Consider the following 18,003-nt stretch of genomic DNA (forward strand, 5'->3'; position numbering starts at 1 on the left):
GGTTTTGGATAATTTCTATACGTTTGAACCATATATTTCTCTGTAAATTTGGTATAATAGTAAGAAGGACTTTTTTAGGTGGTGGAAAAATGCGTTTTTTACATACAGCAGATTGGCATATTGGAAAGAAATTACATGGCTATGATTTATTGGAAGAACAGGTAGATGCATTTGGGCAGATACTAACAATTGCTAAAGATGAGAAGGTAGATGCTATAGTCGTAGCAGGTGATCTATATGACCGTTCAGTTCCTTCTGTTGAAGCAATTGAAGTATTCAATCGAATGATCATAGAAATGAATTTACAAGAAAAATTTCCAGTATTAGCAATTTCTGGAAATCATGATAGCAGTACCCGTTTAGAGACGGGAGGTCCATGGTTTATTCAGTCGGATTTTTATTTGAATACACGATTGGATCAGGCTTTTCAGCCAGTGGAGATGCAAAATACACAATTTTTTCTATTGCCTTATTTTGAACCCATTTCAGCACGAATATATTTTGATAATGAAGACATTCGCACGATCGAACAAGCGATGAAAGAAGTAATCATAGAGATGAAACAACAGTTCAAACCAAATATGGCGCATGTTTTAGTCAGTCATTTTTTTGTAGCTGGTAGTGAAAAATCTGATTCGGAAACAAAATTAATGGTGGGTGGCTTGGACACCGTACCGTTATCATTGCTAGAATCGTTTGATTATGTGGCTTTAGGACATTTGCATGGAAAGAATGCCTTACAGGCTGAAAATGCACGTTACAGCGGTTCACCATTAAAATTTTCTTTGTCAGAAATGAATCAGAAAAAAGGTGTTTGGATTGTGGACACGCAAGTATCCGATACGACATTTGAGTTTAAAGAAATCAAGCCACTAAGAGATGTTACCCAAATTGAAGGCAGTTTTAAGCAACTGATTGCACCAGACTATTATGAAGCAATCAATCGTGAAGATTATTTACATATCCAATTGACTGATCGAGCGGTGATTCCTAATATGATGAATCAACTGAGACAAATTTATCCAAGAGTAATCGGTGTTGAGCGCTTATATGGCAGAGAAGAACAACAAAAAAAGACAGAGAATAAAAAAGAAATCAAAGCGTTGGCACCAACTGAATTAGTTGATCAATTCTTCTCAGAAGTTACAGGAGAAAGATTGACTAAGCAGCAAGAAGATTGGATCAAAGAGAATTTAGCAGAAATTCATCAAGCAGAAAGAGGGCAATAAGTTGAAACCATTAACATTAACATTAAAAAACTTTGGACCTTACATTGATGAAACGATTGATTTTAGTAAATTTGAAGACTCATCATTATTCTTGATCAGCGGAAAAACTGGTTCAGGGAAAACAACGATTTTTGATGGGATGAGCTATGCTTTATTTGGCGAAAGCTCAGGAAAATTACGTCAAGGTAAGGAAATGCGTTCTACATTTGCTGATCCTTCAGAACCGACAGAAGTGCATTTGGCTTTTTCTCACGGAGACTATTTTTACGATATTACCAGAAAACCAGAACAAGAACTGTATAAAAAACGTGGTGATGGGACTCGGACGCAAAGCGCTAAGATTTCATTGATCGTTAAAGACCATAGTGGAAAAGAATTGAGAGAGTACACAAAACGTCGTGAAGTCGATGGTTTTATTCAAGAGTTACTGCATTTAGATGCAACGCAATTTGCTCAAATCGTTCTGTTGCCTCAAGGTGAGTTTCGAACCTTTTTGATTGCAAATAGTAATGATAAAGAGAAGGTATTACGTAACTTGTTTGGCACACAATTATATCAAACACTAAATGAGCAATTAAAACTGCAATTAAAGGCGGTCAATAAAGACATTGAAGCAACACAGCAAACGATCAAGGCAAAATTAGATCAACTTTATTGGCAAGAAGAGCTTATAGAAGAGTTATCTGTGGAACAGCAACTGACTTTACTGGAACAACAACAGGAAATCATGATCGAACAACAAACAGCAGAAAAAAGGACACTTTCTGCAATGCAAGAAAAAAAACACCATAAGGAACAAGAAAAATTTGCGCTAGAAGAACTAATAAACGATTTTGGAAAGCAAGCTCAGCTCAAAAAGCAAAAAGAAGAACTAGATCAAGCAACTGAAATGATCGAGAAACTGCGAGCGGAAGAACAACAACTTCAATGGGTCAAAAATCATCAAGGCTTAATTGAAAAAATAGATGAAAAAACAAAATTGGTTGCTACGTATGAGCAAGAATTACAAACCAATCAATCTGAACAACTGACGCTGCAACAATTAAATCAGCAATGGGCGCAAGAACAACAAGAACATAGCCAGCAGGCGACAGAAATAAACACCATCAAAGAAAAAGTAACACAATTACAATTTCAACTTCCCTTATACGAAGAAAAAGAGAAGCTAGAAAAGACAATCGAAAATAACCAAGCACATATTGATGCCTTAACGACCCAGCTTGTAGAAATCAAAGCAGCACAAGAGCAAGCAGAACAAGCCTATCAAAATGAACGAGTTATTATCGAAAGACAATCAGAGCTGGAAAAAGAGCAATTAGCCTTAGAACGTCATCAAGAACAATGGCTGACTTTTATAGATAGTTGGGAACAACAACAACAGCTTGAAGAAAAAATAGCTGAAAACAAACAACAATTGACGAATAATGAAATTGAATTAAAACAGGCAGAAGCTGAAAAAATACTCATTTATAAACAACTAGAAATACAAAAAAGCCAATGGGCAAAAATGCAGATCAGCCGTTTGAGTTTATTCTTAGTCGAGGGTGAAGCATGTCCTGTTTGTGGTTCCTTAGAACATCCCAATCAAAAGGAGCATCAAGAATTTTCTTTAGAAGAAATTCAATTGATTGAAAAACAACTAGATGAAAGTGAACAAACTGCAAAAAAACAAGAAGCAACAGTTGCCAAAATTCAAGCTCACGTAGCCCAGGCGAAAGTGACAGAAAAAGAACAACAAGCAGCATTAGAACGTCAACGTGAAAAAGTTAATGTTTTATTTAAGCAATTACAAGAAAAAAAAATCGTCACTTTAAACGAGCCTTTTACTTCAGAAGGAATCAAGCAAGCAACAGAAAGCTTTGAATTAGCAGCGACTAAACTTGAACGTGAATTTAAACAAATCGAGTCAGCAAAACATAAAATAATCGAACTAGAAAAAACGGTTAAAGAGCAGCAAACAAATTTACTTGAACAAGAAAAAATCGTTAGTGAAAAACGACAAGAACAATCCGCCAACCAAACTAAAATCAAGACTATTTCAGAACAATTGACAGATGATAAATGCTCATCCAATGAAATAAAAACAAACAAACAGCAACTTGAGCAGCAAATTGCACAATGGGAAACGCGAAAACAAGAAATTGAAGAGCAAGTAGCAAAATTAAAAGAGCGCCGCTTACTACTAAAAAATAGCGAAGAACATTTATTAAAAGAAAAAGCAACAAACCTAAAAGAACAACTTGCCTTAGAACAACAATTTACTGATATTCTAAAAAATTCAACAGTTGATCTAGACGAAAAAATAGTACGTGTTTTACTAAGAGAAGTCCCTAGATTAGATGAAATCAAGGAAGAATTGACAGCATTTGATAAGAAAAAGGATCAACTAATGTTTCAATTAATGGAACTTGAGCAAAAATTAGCGAGCAAAGAACAGCCGGAGATCACACCTATCATTGACGAGCTAGCTGAGCTAACGGCTTTGATTCAAGCAAAAGAAGCAACCTATTATCAACAACAAGAAAAGATCCAAGCCAACGAAAAAATCCAAAAACAAGTCAAAGACCTGATTGCTTCCATCGAAAAGCAGTGGGAAAAAGTTACTGCGTTGCATCAATTGACAGCTACAGTGAATGGTGATAATCCAAGAAAAACTAGCTTGGAAAGATATGTCCTGCAAACTTATCTAGAAGAAGTGCTGAAAGTTGCCAATCAACGACTAGGTTTATTGACCAATAATCGCTATCAATTTGAACTAAACCAAGATTCCGGCAGCTATAAGAATCAAACGGGTCTTGAAATCAATGTCTATGATGATAATGCAGGAAGTAGCCGTAGCGCACATACGTTATCAGGCGGAGAAAGTTTTATTGCCGCTTTAGCTTTAGCCCTATCACTTGCTGAAGTGATTCAGGAACAGGCTGGCGGTGTGTTGATTGAAGCATTGTTTATTGATGAAGGATTTGGTTCATTAGATGAAGAGGCCTTGGAAATGGCTATGGAGGCATTAGAGACAATCGAAAACGAAGGAAGAATGATCGGTATTATCAGCCATGTAAGTGAATTAAAAGCAAGAATTCCGCAACAATTACAAATCCAAACAAATGGAAATGGTCAAAGTCAAGTGACCTATCAAACAGCTTAAACCTAGGAGGTGAGAAAATGAAATGGAGTATTCCAGAGAAAATTGTTGAACGAGGCCGAGAATATATGAAAGAAGGCAGAGTCTTATCAATCGTTCAAGATACAGAAAATAAAGTTTGGCATGCAGAAGTTCTGGGTAAGGAACTTTATCGTGTTCAGCTAGATGGAACAGCCAAAGAAAATGATATTTGTGAATGTCCTTATTGGATGGATCAAAACCGCAACTATTGTAAGCACACGGTTGCTGTAGAATTATCTTTACGACAAAAAGGTACCTCACGGATCATAAAAGAGGATCAACCAGTCAGCTTTGAAAAGCGTTCTTTATCTGTTTCTGAGATGTTTACTAAAGGATTTGCCAAGTTGAATCAGATAGAAGAAAAGAATAAGATTACGCCACTCGTTGTAGAGTATATTGTAGATGTGATCGAGACCAATAGCTATTACCCAGAATTAGCTGTTTTAGGAGTTTCTTTACGCTTAGGCTATCGAGGAATCAAACCTAAAACATATATTATAAAAAATATTGGCGAGTTCTTCCAAACGTTTCAAAAACAAGGCACATTTTTGATCAATAAGCAGCATCATTTTGATTTAATAAAAGAGGCCTTTCCGATTGAAACACAAGAATTACTAGAACAATTAGCTGCAATTTATCAAACAAGTCAATTACTTGGAGCAAATGGTGTGCAGGTCAAAGGGAAAATCGATAAACGGTATCTTGTTTTACCGATCGATCAAGGGCAACAATTGCTGGAGAAAATGAGTAAGATTCCTCATTTTCAATTGAATGATGAAGGAAAAAAATACCGTCATCTATCGTTTTTAAAAGGGTCGTTACCCATCTTTTTTATGATAAATAAACAAGTAGACAATACGTATAAACTGTTGATCGATGACCAGATAACAACGTTTTTATCCCATTATCAGTGGGGCTTTAGTCAAGATCAGGTATTTATTTTTACCCAAGAACAAGAAGCTGTTTATACAACATTGTTACAATTATTGAAACGTGTTGAAAAACCTGAGATCATATATGAAAAACAAGAGCTGTCTGATTTATTTGGCTCTGTCATTCCTTTATTGAAAAAAATAGGTACGGTAACAGTCAGTGAAGAAGTTTCCCAAGAAGTTGTCTACCATCCTTTAGAAACGATCTTTATCTTTCGGAAAATCAAAGGAATGATCAAAGTTCGTGTGGATTTCACTTATGGAGAAGTTGTTTTCTCAACAGATGATGAGCATTCAGTTGCTTCTAAAGCGAATCAAGAAGTTGTACGTGACAGTAAAAAAGAACAAGAAATTCTAGAAAAATTAGCGTCATTTGGCTATCAAAAGGTCACAGCAGGATATGAAAAAAACTTACCGGCAGGGGAACGATTGTATTACTTTTTCAAAGCAGAAGTTCCAACGTTTCGTCGTTTAGGTGAGGTTCGTATGGGGAAAAAGCTGAGAGAATTATATTTAGATGCAGCTCACCACCAGCCAATCATCGAAGTTTCTGATTCAGATTCTTGGCTGGATGTCCGTTTTGATATCACAGGAATCGCCGAGCAGGAAATTGATGCTGTCTTGGCAAGTTTACTTCGAAATGACCGTTTTTATACCTTGGAAACGGGTGAGGTTCTATCCTTGGATTCAGAGGAGTTTCAGCAAACAAGTGAAGTTTTGACAATGTTAAGAAAGAATATGAAAAACGTTCAAGGAACGATTCAAGTGCCAAGAAATCAAGGCTTGATGATCGAGAATATGCTTGAAAACAATTCCCGAGCACATTTTTCAAATTCTTTTAAAGAGATGGTATCGAATTTGACCCATCCAGAAAACTTTGAAGCTGTGCTGCCTAAAAACATCCAAGCAACGCTTAGATCGTATCAAATCGATGGATTTAAGTGGTTAAAAATGCTTGGTTATTATCAGTTTGGCGGTATTTTAGCGGATGAAATGGGTTTAGGTAAAACCTTACAAACGATCACTTATTTATTGTCTGAAAAAGAAGAACAAAGTGGCAAAGGAGCAGCATTGATTGTAGCACCTGCTAGTTTGATTTATAACTGGGCAGCTGAGATCAAAAAATTTGCGCCAGATTTACAGGCAGAAGTCGTTGCTGGAAACAAAGCAGAACGTGAAAAATTGGCAAATCAAGCTGGTTTAGATGTGTTGATTACTTCTTATGCCAGTTTGAGACAAGATATCGATATGTATCAAGCGCTGAATTTAGGCTACTTGATTTTGGATGAAGCTCAGATGGTTAAAAATAGTGGAACAAAAACGGCACAAGCCTTAAAAAGCTTGACGATCCCGCAACGATTTGCGTTAAGCGGAACGCCCATCGAAAATAATTTAGATGAATTATGGTCGATTTTCCAAATGATTTTGCCAGGATTATTCCCAACGAGAACGCTTTTCAGATCAATGAAACCAGAGGAAATCGCTAAAATGATCCAACCGTTTATTTTAAGACGAGATAAAAAGACGGTATTGGCAGACCTTCCCGATAAGATTGAAAGTAATTTATATAGTGTTCTTACAGAAGAGCAAAAAACAGTCTACTTAGCGTATCTCAAGCAGATGCAAGAAGACGTCAGTCAAATGGATCAAGACGCTTTTAAAAAGAATCGCTTAAGCATTCTGGCTGGTTTGACTCGTTTACGCCAAATTTGTTGCGACCCAAGTCTGTTTATTGATGATTATACTGGAGGTTCTGGGAAGTTAGAGCAGGTCAAAGATCTGTTGGCAGCTGCTAAAGAAAACAATCGACGTGTGTTGTTATTCTCTCAGTTCACAAGTATGTTGACGATCATTGAAAAAGAATTGCACGAGCTAGGTTTGTCCACCTTCTATTTAAGAGGAAGTACTAAGCCGAAGGAACGGATGGAAATGGCTGATGCTTTCAATGCTGGCGAAAAAGATGTTTTCTTGATCTCGCTGAAAGCTGGGGGAACAGGTTTAAACCTAACAGGTGCGGATACTGTGATACTTTATGATTTATGGTGGAATCCAGCAGTGGAAGAACAAGCCGCTGGTCGGGCACATCGAATCGGTCAAAAGAATGTTGTAGAAGTGTGGCGGATGATTGCTGAAGGAACCGTGGAAGAAAAAATGGACTCCTTACAGCAAGAAAAACGTGAGCTATTCCAAAAAGTGATTCAAGGAAATGAAGAACAACTAGCGAAAATGACTGAAGATGATATTCGAATGATCTTGAGTATTGGTGAATAAAAGAAAAATGCGGTGTAGACTTAGAGAAAAATCTAAGTCTACACTGCATTTTTTTATGAAAATAATGATTGAATCGTAGGGAATAAATCATCGAATGAAGTGACTTCTTTAATGTGATAAGCTTCTTCGTCAGCAGGCATTTCGCGTAAACGGTGGTTGAACCATAGCGATTTCCAGCCACCATTTTTAGCACCAGCAATATCATTTTCAAAACTATCTCCGACATATAATGTACGTTCACAATCCATACCGAATTCTTTTGCAGCCAGATCAAAGATTTCTTTTTCTGGTTTTTGGAATCCAGTACTTTGAGAAATAATAATGTTGTTAGTAGGAACCCAATTTTCCAATTGAAGTTGTTTTACTTTTTTGAATTGATGATCTGTAGGACCGTTTGTAATGATTCCCATAGGAATGTTTTTTTCTTTTAAGAAATCAAATACTTTTTTGACTTCTGGATGCATCACGATATTATCGAGCTCATCTTCGTACGTTTTTTGGAAAGTTAACCCATCTTCTTGTGAAACTATTGGATAATTTAGATCTTTTAACGATTCATTGATTCGGAAAAAGCGCATATATTCCAGTGTCCACTCATTAGCCATGACCTTAGGAAAGGTTTCATCACTATGAAAACGAAAGCGAATATATAATGCATGCATATCTTCAGATTTCACACAAGGAAATACTGATTTAATTGCGTTTCTAAAAGGTTGTTGCTGGTCATAAATCGTGTCATCAACATCAAAAACAATGGTTTTCATTTTAACAAATTGCACCCCTTAATAATTTTCAGAAAAATTTTCAAAATCCTTTTCCATTGTAGCGAACTTTTTCACAAAAGAACAGAAAGAAAATTTTAATTTAGATTAGAATGGTGGCAAGAATTAGTTTAGCTACCTGGTGAACGACTTTCTTCATGTTTTGATGATATACATTATAGAAAGAAACTATTGACTTAAAATTAATAGACAAAAGACTTCAAAAAAGTAGTATCGATAGTAAATTTTTGAAGTAGAAAAAAATCCTACATTTAGTATAATAAAAATAGAAACACCGATCAGGCCTATCTTCCCCAAGACATAAGCGACTCATCGGTGTTTTTTTTATGATGTACATGTATATGTATAATTTAACAAATTGCTTAAAGCTTTTCAAGTTATTGATATATCAAGATCTAGAGCGTTCAAAATGTCTAAAAAACTAAAACGAATGTCTTTTTTTGTTTGGAATTTAGTTAAATATAACTAAATTGATAAGCACTATTTTTCTTTTTTGATACTTTCAAACTTTGCATCCTATACCTTCTTTGCGTATAATGGTATTAGTGTCAAAAAGAAAGAGGGAGTTTATGTTAAAACGATTTTTTAGCTATTATCGACCATATAAGCACTTATTTATTTTAGATTTTGGATGTGCAGTTCTAGCTGGTTTATTAGAACTATCATTTCCAGTTGTAGTTAATCAAGTCATTGATAAAATCATGCCTAAAGGAAACTTTCGTTTGATTGCTTTAGCCTGTGCCGGTCTGCTTTTATTTTATATACTAAATACATTTTTACAGTATGTCGTGGTATTTTTTGGTCACAAATTAGGCGTCAATATTGAAACAGACATGCGTCGTGAACTATATGGACACTTGCAGACGCAGCCATTTGAATATTATGACAATCAAAAGACTGGGAAGTTGATGAGTCGTTTGACGACAGATTTATTTGAAATTTCAGAAGTTGCACACCATGGACCGGAAGATGTGTTTATTACGGTTATGACTTTAGTAGGGGCGTTTTATTTGATGCTCAGAATTCATGTGCAACTAGCTTTAGCAACGTTTATTGTATTGCCGTTTATTACGATTGCATTGGTTTTCTTCAATAAAAAGATGACGAAAGTTAATACCAAAATTTATGATAATCTTGGCGATTTCAATGCTGGAGTTGAAGCGTCTGTTAGTGGGATTCGTGTGACACAATCTTTTGCTAACGAACCATTTGAGCGTCAGCGTTTTGAAGGATTGAATCAAGCGTATCGTCAATCGAAAATCACGTTTTATAAAGTGATGGGGATTAGTTCGGCATATAATTACTTTTTGATTCGTTTAATCAATTTATTTACACTGATTTTTGGTGCATATTATACGATCAAAGGCGAGATTACAGATGGGCAATTCGTCGGGTTTATTTTATTATCCAATGTTTTTGTGCGTCCAATTGAAAAAGTCAATAATATGATTGAAAGTTATCCGAAAGGAATTGCTGGATTTAGACGTTTCACTGAAGAAATTGACAAAACACCTGCAATCCAAGATAAGCCTAATGCGGTATCAGTGGATCATTTGCATGGTGACATTATTTATGATGATGTTTCATTTTCTTATGCAGATTCTACAAAGGTGTTGAATCATATTGATTTGCATATCGTGCCTGGTGAGACGGTAGCCTTTGTCGGTCAAAGTGGATCAGGTAAAACAACATTGTGTAATTTACTGCCTAGGTTTTATGAAGTGACGGGTGGTAGAATTACGATCGATGGTATCAATGTTCAAGAAATGACACTTACTTCATTAAGAAGTCAAATTGGTATCGTCCAACAAGATGTTTTCTTATTCCCAGGAACGATTCGTGAAAATATCGCATACGGAAAATTAGATGCAACAGAAGCAGAGATTCAAAAAGCTGTTCAATTAGCTCATTTAGAAAAAGTCGTTGATCAAATGTCAGAGGGTCTAGATACAATGATCGGTGAGCGTGGAGTCAAACTTTCTGGAGGACAAAAGCAACGAGTAGCAATTGCTCGGATGTTCTTAAAAAATCCACCGATTTTAATTTTAGATGAAGCAACCTCTGCATTGGATACAGAGACAGAACAAGTAATTCAAGAATCTTTAAACTCTTTGGCAGAAGGAAGAACAACGTTGATCATCGCTCATCGTTTGGCTACGATCAAACATGCGACACGGATCATTGTTGTCAGTGATAAAGGGATTTTAGAAGAAGGAACACACGAAGAGTTGCTTGAAAAGGGCGGACATTATCGCCGCTTGCATGATGCACAATTTAGAGACTAATAAAAAAGAGCCCAAAACTAAAAATCAGTTTTGGGCTCTTTTTTTGCTAATTTTTTTTGCGAGGTTTTCTTCCTAAACCAATAGCATTTTTCATTCGTTGTAAGGTTTTATTAGCGACCAGACGAGCTTGTTCGGCACCTTTATCAAGGATATCGTCTAATTCGTCAGAAGCGAGTAATGTGTGATAACGTTCTTGTATTGGAGCAAGTAAGTCCACGACTGCTTCACCTAAATCTGTTTTAAATTCGCCATAGCCTTTTCCTTCGTAAGCTGCAGCTATTTCGTCAACAGGTCGACCAGTTGCAGCAGAGAAAATACTTAGTAAATTTGAGATACCTGGTTTATTTTCTGGATCATATTCAATGATACCAGTTGAATCAGTTACTGCTGATTTGATTTTTTTACGGATAACACTCGGTTCATCCAACATTGAGATAAAACCTTTGGCATTTGAATCTGATTTACTCATCTTACTTGTTGGGTTTTGTAAACTCATTACGCGTCCGCCTTGTTCTGCGATTTTCACTTCTGGGAGGACTAGAATTTCTTGATTTGCTTGCCCGTAACGTTTGTTGAAACGTTCTACAAAATCTCTTGTTAATTCTAAATGTTGTTTTTGGTCATCGCCAACTGGGACTAAGTTTGCATTATACAAAACAATATCTCCTACCATTAAAGGTGGATAAGTCAAAAGACCAGCGCTAACGCCTGTACGTCCATTTTTTTGTGATTTATCTTTAAATTGAGTCATACGCTCTAATTCACCGATCGTTGTATTGCATTGAATGATCCAAGCCGCTTCAGCGTGAGCCGAAACTTCAGATTGAATGAAGATCGTCGCTTTTTCAGGATCAAGACCTACTGCTAGATATAGAGCTGCTAAACTACGCGTCTGTTGACGTAGTTTCAACGGATCTTGAGGAACTGTTATTGCATGTTCATCAACAATACAAAAATAACAGTCATAGTGATTTTGTAATTCAATAAATTGTTTCATTGCACCAATATAATTCCCAATAGTTGGTATTCCGCTTGGCTGAATGCCAGAAAAAATAGTTTCCATGATGTACCTACCTTAATTGATTAATAAAAGTCATTGATATTATTATACAGCTAAAAATAAAAAAAAACAGGACTAAGTGAAAAAAACTAAAATGTCAGATTTTTTAGACTATTACAGTTGATACAACATTTAAAACCTGTATTAGTATTTTAGTTTTTGAAAACGTTATAATTTTATGTTGAAAAAAACCGGATTTTATTTAAATATTTAAAAAAAACACGTAAAATAACGCAAAATTATGTTTTTTTTTGGAAAAATGGCTAGTATTTTTACTTGAAGTTGGGTATACTTACATTAAATGGGAAAACAGTTAGATTTCCTGTTTTAAAAAAGTGATGAGAATCACGAAAAGGAGTGATGCACATGTTGACACTTTATACTTCCCCAAGTTGTACGTCTTGCCGTAAGGCTCGTGCGTGGTTGCAAGAACACGAAATTCCATTCAAGGAAAGAAATATCTTCTCAGAACCATTGAATATTTCTGAACTGAAGGCTATTTTGCGAATGACAGAAGATGGAACTGAGGAGATCATTTCTACTCGTTCTAAGGTTTTCCAAAAACTAAATATGGATTTGGATGAACTTCCGTTGCAGGACTTGTTAGAGTTAGTAAAAGAGAATCCTGGATTGTTGCGTCGACCAATAATGATTGATGAAAAAAGATTACAGGTTGGTTTTAATGAAGATGAAATTCGACGTTTCTTGCCAAGAGGAGTTAGGCAGTTGGAATTACGTCAAGCGCAATTGATGGCAGGTTTATAAAATGTAAAAGGAGAACCTTTGTCCGAGTGACAAAGGTTTTCTTTTTACATTAGGTTTTACATAGTTAAGCGTTTTATGATAGAGGATTGTAAAATACTACATAATAAGAGTTAAGGAAAATACTAAGACGGCAGTTTATTTGCGAATATTGTTACTTTTCCCTTTACATTTGGCGTGATTCCGCTACAATGTACGTAAGAATAAGTTTCCTGATTAGCAAAAGTGAGGTGTAGCGACATGGAAATGGAACATATCAATGAAAATACCATACGTGTGTTGATTGGTAATGAAGATCTGGCTGACAGAGGGATTACTTTTTTAGATTTACTTGGCAACCACAAAGAGGTAGAAAATTTTTTCTACAGTATTTTAGAAGAAGTTGATGTGGAAGACGAATTTCAAGGTAGTGAAGCTGTTACCTTTCAAGTTTTACCAAAAAGTGATGGGTTGGAACTCTTTATTAGTAAGAACGCATCGATCGATGAAGTATCTAATTTTGAAGGCTTTAGCGATTTAAATTCAGAAGAAGTTAGTAATATAATTCGTAAACAAATCGAAGAAGATTTTGCTGATGAAGCACAGGAATTTTCTGATAATACAGTTAAAAATTTAGTGTTTGAGCTTAATGATTTTGATACAATGGTACAGTTAGCAAATGAAGTAAACTTGCAATCTGTAATGACGAATTTATATACATTTAAGGGAACCTATTATCTTCAAGTTATTTTCTTATTGGATGAGCTTGGGAAAAATGATGTAGAAAATGAATTAGCTCAGTTATTGGAATTTGCTAATCTAACTACAGTGACATCAGAGACACTCAATGAATATGGTACATGTGTTATGGAGCGTAATGCGTTAGAATTAACAAGATATTACTTTGAATAAATGTCTCAAAAACTGATCCAAAGCGATGATTGCTTTGGGTCAGTTTTTTTTCGTTGATCATCTAGTTTATTGCGTACTTTAATTAGAGGTGAATGATATGTTTAATGCTTACACAGAGGAAAAAGAAATCATAACATTGCGGAATAAATCTAGAGAAGTAATCGAACAGCTGAAAGAAAAAAAACATTTCTGTCCAGCGTGTAATCAGCCAGTTCGAATCAAGAATGGCAAAGTTAAAATACCGCATTTTTCTCATTATAGTCATAGTTGTTGTAGCCTTTTTTCAGAAGGAGAGACGCTAGAACACTTGACTTTGAAAGAGGTATTTGCCAAATGGTGTGAACAAGAATGTATTGACTATGAGTTGGAAAAATATCTTCCAACTTTAAATCAGCGGCCGGATTTATTAATAGGTAATATTGCAGTAGAAATCCAATGTAGTCCATTGAGCATCCAACGCTTGACTGAACGTACTCAGAATTATCAAAAACACGGATATCTTCCTATTTGGATTTGCGGTAAAAAAGTATTTTCAAATCAGCAGAGTTTAGGTGAATTGGCTAAGAATTTATGTTGCTATTCTGATACTTTAGGCTTTTATTTATGGGCAGCAGATTGGGAAACAGAAGAACTGACCCTGTGTTTTCATATGGAAGAGGATTGGAAGAAACGTCTCTATGTTTCAAAAAAATCATGGTCTTTTTATGCTAATTTTTTATTGGATATTTTAAATTTTCCAAATAAAGACCAAATTTATATTAAAAGAAAGTTTAAAATTTGCGCATTGATACAGGAGTATCATTATGACTTGAACAGGAAATTATTTACAAGAGATGAACAGGTGCGAGGACTTCAATCTATATTATATAACAACCGTTTTCATGTCCTTTATCTGCCTTTTTGGTTTTATTATCCTGGGCTACATATTTTTTGCTGTAGAGGATCAGATATGGTATTGAAAGTACGAATTTGGAAATTGGTACAGTTTTTTGATCAGAATGTTATTACGCATGTGGAGTTAGTTAAGGTTTTAAAAAAAGAAATAAGATATGCCTCTGAATTATTTTACGAGTTTCCAAATATCCCTTTTTCAGCTATTCAGATGTATTGCTTGAATCAGCTGATAACTTATCTAGTTGCATGCAAACATTTAGTTAAAATTCAAAGTGGTTGGAAAGTTGAAGTAGGAGATGTTGATAAACGTATATCGGATGTGAGTCAGTGGCTGAAAAGAATTGAAAATAAGTGTTTAATCAGTGCTACTCCTTATAAAAATGTGATAAGATAAATCTATGTAAAAATAATTTTGTAAAGGGGCAAATAGTATGACTGACGCTAAACAATTACCAGAACGTTCAAGTTTACCAATAGAGAAAACGTGGGACTTGACGAAAATTTTTAAAGATGATCAAGCTTTTGATGAAGCATTCCAAGCGCTGTCAGATGAATTAAAAGAAGTTGAACAGTTTAAAGGAACACTAGGAAATGGCAGTACTGCATTTTTAAAGAGTATTGAAATGCTATTAAGAGTTTATCGTAAAATAGAAGTGATTTATGTTTATGCTCATTTAAAAAATGATCAAGATACTGCTAATACAACTTATCAAGCGTTATATGCCAGAGCCAGTTCTTTATTAGCTCAGGCTAGTGAAGCAGTCGCTTGGTTTGAACCAGAAGTCTTGTCTTTAAATGACGAGAAAGTTTGGGGGTATTTTGCCGAGAATACTGAGTTGGAAACCTACCGTCATTTTATTGAGAATATCTTGAGTGAACGCCCACATATTTTATCTGCTGATCAAGAAGCGCTATTGGCTGGTGCAGGTGAGATTTTTGAAGCGTCTAGTAACACTTTTTCTATCTTAAACAATGCTGATTTGAAATTTCCAGTCATTGAAAATGAAAATGGTGAAAAAATACAATTAACTCATGGTGTATATGGGCAGTTAATGGAAAATACACATAGAGATGTGCGAGAAAAAGCATTCAAAGGATTGTATACTGTTTATGAACAATTCAAAAACACATTTGCTCAAACATTAAGTTCTCATGTTAAAGCTCATAATTATAAAGCAAAAGTTCGTAACTATTCTTCTGCAAGAGAAGCTGCGTTAAGTGGCAATCATATTCCAGAAAGTGTCTACGATACACTGATAGATGTCGTGAATCAAAAGTTACCGTTACTGCATCGTTATGTATCACTACGTAAGCGATTATTGAATTTGGATGAACTTCATATGTATGATATGTATACACCTGTTTTAGGGGAAGCATCCATTAAATATAGCTATGAAGATGCACGGGAAAAAGCAGTTACAGCGTTGAATCCATTAGGAGAAGAATACCTAAACGTAGTTAAAACAGCGTTCAAGGATCGTTGGATCGATGTTATCGAAAATCAAGGAAAGCGTAGCGGAGCCTATTCATCGGGTGCTTATGATACAGCACCGTATATTTTAATGAATTGGCATGATAGTTTAGATCAACTGTATACGTTGGTTCATGAAATGGGACACAGCGTTCATAGTTATTTTACTCGCAGTAATCAACCGTACGTTTATGGCGATTACTCAATTTTCTTAGCTGAAATTGCATCAACAACGAATGAAAATCTTTTGACAGAATATCTTTTGGAAACAGAAACAGATCCTCGTATACGTGCCTATGTATTGAATCATTATTTGGATGGTTTCAAAGGAACGATTTTCCGTCAAACACAATTTGCAGAGTTTGAGCATTTTATTCATACTGAAGATGCTAAGGGAATCCCTTTAACTAGCGAATATCTAAGTGAATATTATGGGAATTTAAATGAAAAATACTACGGTCCAGAAGTAATGAAAGATCCAGAAATTGCGTTAGAATGGTCCCGTATTCCTCATTTTTATTACAACTATTATGTGTATCAGTATGCGACTGGTTTTTCAGCTGCATCAGCTTTAGCAAATAAAATCTTGGAGCATGAGCTGGATGCTTTAGAAAATTATTTGACTTATTTAAAATCTGGTAGTAGCGATTATCCAATAGAAGTCATGAAAAAAGCGGGAGTAGATATGACCAAACCGCAATATATTGAAGATGCTATGGTTGTTTTTGAAACGAGATTGAATGAATTAGAACAACTAGTAGAGACCTTAGAACAATAAAATAAACAGCCCTCTAGTTTAATCCAGAGGGCTGTTTATTTGGTTCTTTAAAATTAAAGTAAATGTAAATGTCCGTGTGGAACGCGCGGCTCATTATAATGGTTTAATTCGAATTTCTCATGAAAATACTGTAAATTATCTTCAGATGTTTCACAAAGTTTTTTGATCTCATCCATTGATTCACAGTCTTCTACTAGTACACCGAAATCACGATCACATGTATAATTGTAAACTACGGCAGATGGGTGTTTTGCAATACCCATTTCACGAGCAATTTGTTGATCTGTTTGAAAAGATTCTTTTACAAAGTCCGATTGTCGATCTGCCTTAAACATATCTAAATCGCCACCAGCTTCTATTACTAATTTTTCAGCTAATTCCAAAGAATAGGGGATGCCTTCTACTGCCACAGCCTGTTGTAGGCCAAGAAGTAAATGACGTCCTTTTTTCTTTCCTTGTAATTGTGCTGCTTTATAATCTAATGCAGCTGAATAAATATCTTCAAACAATTGATTGCGTTGTTCAATATCATGTGTTGGAATCTCAAACAACTTTATAAGATGGTTGATGGTTCGCATATTCACTAACGGAATGAAGCGAAACTGGATTTTTTTATTTTCAGTTTCAACCAATTTCAAAATATCCTTTTCTACGTTGAGACAAATGCCCCCCAAAGGATTAACGAACAGATAGATTTCAATCATTCATACTTCCTCCAATTTGACTCTTTTACAACTAGACATCATTTCTCAACTAAGTGTCCCTAATTTATCAGAAAATCCGGGAAAATGAAATGATATGTTTTTATTGTAATAACTTCTTAATATTTCTTTTTTGAGCTTAACATCATGCGTTGGATTTTGTTTGGCGATGGGGATTCTTTGATTTTCAAAGTATCCAATAAAGAAAGAAAATTTTTCTTGCCGTTTGACACATCTCTAACTTCTAATTCCAATTCAAAATCATGCTGCTCGTTATACCAACTTTCATCTAGCGCGAGTAAACCTTGGGGAAGTTTTTTTTCTGCTCGTTTAGTTGTTAAGCTACCAATTAAACGCAAATCATTTTTCTTGATTCCTAAAGTTGTTAACTTATTGAAAACATTCCCAGAATCTGGAAGAGTAGCCGAGTCAACGATATGTTGTGCCTCTTCAATAGACAGTGTATCGTTGATTTCCAATAAACCAACTTCTTGAGGAATTTTTAAAGTGATTTCTGCATTATTTGGTAATATACGAACTCTTAGACCGCTATGTCTTTTTTTTAATTCAAAATCAGCTGAATCGAAATAATAATTGATTTGTGTAAAAAAATCATCTTCTTTTAATTGAAAATAGTCAATCGTATGCGAAAACTCCTCAATAGATAATAACGTTTTAAATTCTATTTCTAAATTTTCACTCACTGATCTTTGCCCTACTTTCTTAATTTTAATTCAATTTTTGCATACTTTACCCCTATACGTCAAGAAAAGTGAACTAGAAG

The 18,003-nt window shown here is 35.1% G+C and carries 12 protein-coding genes; 8 read left to right on the forward strand and 4 right to left on the reverse strand.

Translation table 11 applies throughout. The features are described from left to right. Positions 1–89 precede the first annotated feature (89 nt). The 3 genes from JZO69_RS08690 to JZO69_RS08700 are packed head-to-tail and all read left to right on the forward strand — an operon-like array spanning position 90 to position 7,595. Positions 90–1,229, forward strand: coding sequence for an exonuclease SbcCD subunit D (locus tag JZO69_RS08690; RefSeq protein WP_207112492.1), 1,140 nt, complete (start codon positions 90–92; stop codon positions 1,227–1,229). A gap of 1 nt (position 1,230) precedes the next feature. Further along, complete coding sequence (locus tag JZO69_RS08695; protein WP_207112493.1) at positions 1,231–4,374, forward strand: AAA family ATPase; 3,144 nt, start codon at positions 1,231–1,233, stop codon at positions 4,372–4,374. A 17-nt stretch (positions 4,375–4,391) separates the two neighbouring features. Then, entirely contained in the window at positions 4,392–7,595 is a 3,204-nt protein-coding gene (locus JZO69_RS08700) for a DEAD/DEAH box helicase (RefSeq protein WP_207112494.1), read from the forward strand. 53 nt (positions 7,596–7,648) lie between these two features. On the opposite strand, the gene JZO69_RS08705 is transcribed toward JZO69_RS08700, so the two are convergent. Continuing rightward, positions 7,649–8,359 (reverse strand): HAD family hydrolase, encoded by a 711-nt coding sequence (locus tag JZO69_RS08705; protein WP_207112495.1) that lies wholly within the window; start codon positions 8,357–8,359, stop codon positions 7,649–7,651. A gap of 587 nt (positions 8,360–8,946) precedes the next feature. Between JZO69_RS08705 and JZO69_RS08710 the strand changes: the two genes are divergently transcribed. Next, complete coding sequence (locus JZO69_RS08710; RefSeq protein ID WP_207112496.1) at positions 8,947–10,662, forward strand: ABC transporter ATP-binding protein; 1,716 nt, start codon at positions 8,947–8,949, stop codon at positions 10,660–10,662. Between the two features lie 46 nt (positions 10,663–10,708). Here the strand turns inward: JZO69_RS08710 and trpS are convergent, their stop codons facing one another. Continuing rightward, positions 10,709–11,725: a tryptophan--tRNA ligase gene (gene trpS, locus JZO69_RS08715; RefSeq protein ID WP_207112497.1), complete on the reverse strand. Its 1,017-nt coding sequence runs from the start codon at positions 11,723–11,725 to the stop codon at positions 10,709–10,711. Positions 11,726–12,088: 363 nt separating this feature from the next. On the opposite strand from trpS, the gene spxA reads away from it, so the two are divergent. The 4 genes from spxA to pepF all read left to right on the forward strand — a co-directional run bounded on the left by spxA (position 12,089) and on the right by pepF (position 16,518). Beyond that, entirely contained in the window at positions 12,089–12,487 is a 399-nt protein-coding gene (spxA, locus tag JZO69_RS08720; protein WP_010760718.1) for a transcriptional regulator SpxA, read from the forward strand. 237 nt (positions 12,488–12,724) lie between these two features. Further along, a complete protein-coding gene (locus JZO69_RS08725) occupies positions 12,725–13,375 on the forward strand; it encodes an adaptor protein MecA (RefSeq protein WP_207112498.1) in 651 nt (216 codons plus the stop codon). Positions 13,376–13,472: 97 nt separating this feature from the next. Then, complete coding sequence (locus JZO69_RS08730; protein ID WP_207112499.1) at positions 13,473–14,663, forward strand: competence protein CoiA; 1,191 nt, start codon at positions 13,473–13,475, stop codon at positions 14,661–14,663. Between the two features lie 37 nt (positions 14,664–14,700). Further along, positions 14,701–16,518 carry an oligoendopeptidase F gene (gene pepF / locus JZO69_RS08735; protein ID WP_207112500.1) on the forward strand — a complete coding sequence of 606 codons (1,818 nt, stop codon included), beginning with the start codon at positions 14,701–14,703 and terminating at the stop codon, positions 16,516–16,518. A 53-nt stretch (positions 16,519–16,571) separates the two neighbouring features. Here the strand turns inward: pepF and JZO69_RS08740 are convergent, their stop codons facing one another. Continuing rightward, entirely contained in the window at positions 16,572–17,222 is a 651-nt protein-coding gene (locus JZO69_RS08740) for a ClpXP adapter SpxH family protein (RefSeq protein ID WP_207112501.1), read from the reverse strand. 116 nt (positions 17,223–17,338) lie between these two features. Further along, positions 17,339–17,923 (reverse strand): CYTH domain-containing protein, encoded by a 585-nt coding sequence (locus JZO69_RS08745; protein ID WP_207112502.1) that lies wholly within the window; start codon positions 17,921–17,923, stop codon positions 17,339–17,341. Positions 17,924–18,003 lie beyond the last annotated feature (80 nt).

Source organism: Candidatus Enterococcus ikei (genome assembly GCF_017316105.1).
Classification (GTDB): domain Bacteria; phylum Bacillota; class Bacilli; order Lactobacillales; family Enterococcaceae; genus Enterococcus_L; species Enterococcus_L ikei.

Coding starts and splice junctions, on each gene's coding strand:
- pepF (WP_207112500.1), top strand. CDS start 14,701: ATGACTGACGCTAAACAATTACCAGAACGTTCAAGTTTACCAATAGAG.
- JZO69_RS08700 (WP_207112494.1), top strand. CDS start 4,392: ATGAAATGGAGTATTCCAGAGAAAATTGTTGAACGAGGCCGAGAATAT.
- trpS (WP_207112497.1), bottom strand. CDS start 11,725: ATGGAAACTATTTTTTCTGGCATTCAGCCAAGCGGAATACCAACTATT.
- JZO69_RS08710 (WP_207112496.1), top strand. CDS start 8,947: ATGTTAAAACGATTTTTTAGCTATTATCGACCATATAAGCACTTATTT.
- JZO69_RS08705 (WP_207112495.1), bottom strand. CDS start 8,359: ATGAAAACCATTGTTTTTGATGTTGATGACACGATTTATGACCAGCAA.
- JZO69_RS08730 (WP_207112499.1), top strand. CDS start 13,473: ATGTTTAATGCTTACACAGAGGAAAAAGAAATCATAACATTGCGGAAT.
- spxA (WP_010760718.1), top strand. CDS start 12,089: ATGTTGACACTTTATACTTCCCCAAGTTGTACGTCTTGCCGTAAGGCT.
- JZO69_RS08740 (WP_207112501.1), bottom strand. CDS start 17,222: ATGATTGAAATCTATCTGTTCGTTAATCCTTTGGGGGGCATTTGTCTC.
- JZO69_RS08725 (WP_207112498.1), top strand. CDS start 12,725: ATGGAAATGGAACATATCAATGAAAATACCATACGTGTGTTGATTGGT.
- JZO69_RS08690 (WP_207112492.1), top strand. CDS start 90: ATGCGTTTTTTACATACAGCAGATTGGCATATTGGAAAGAAATTACAT.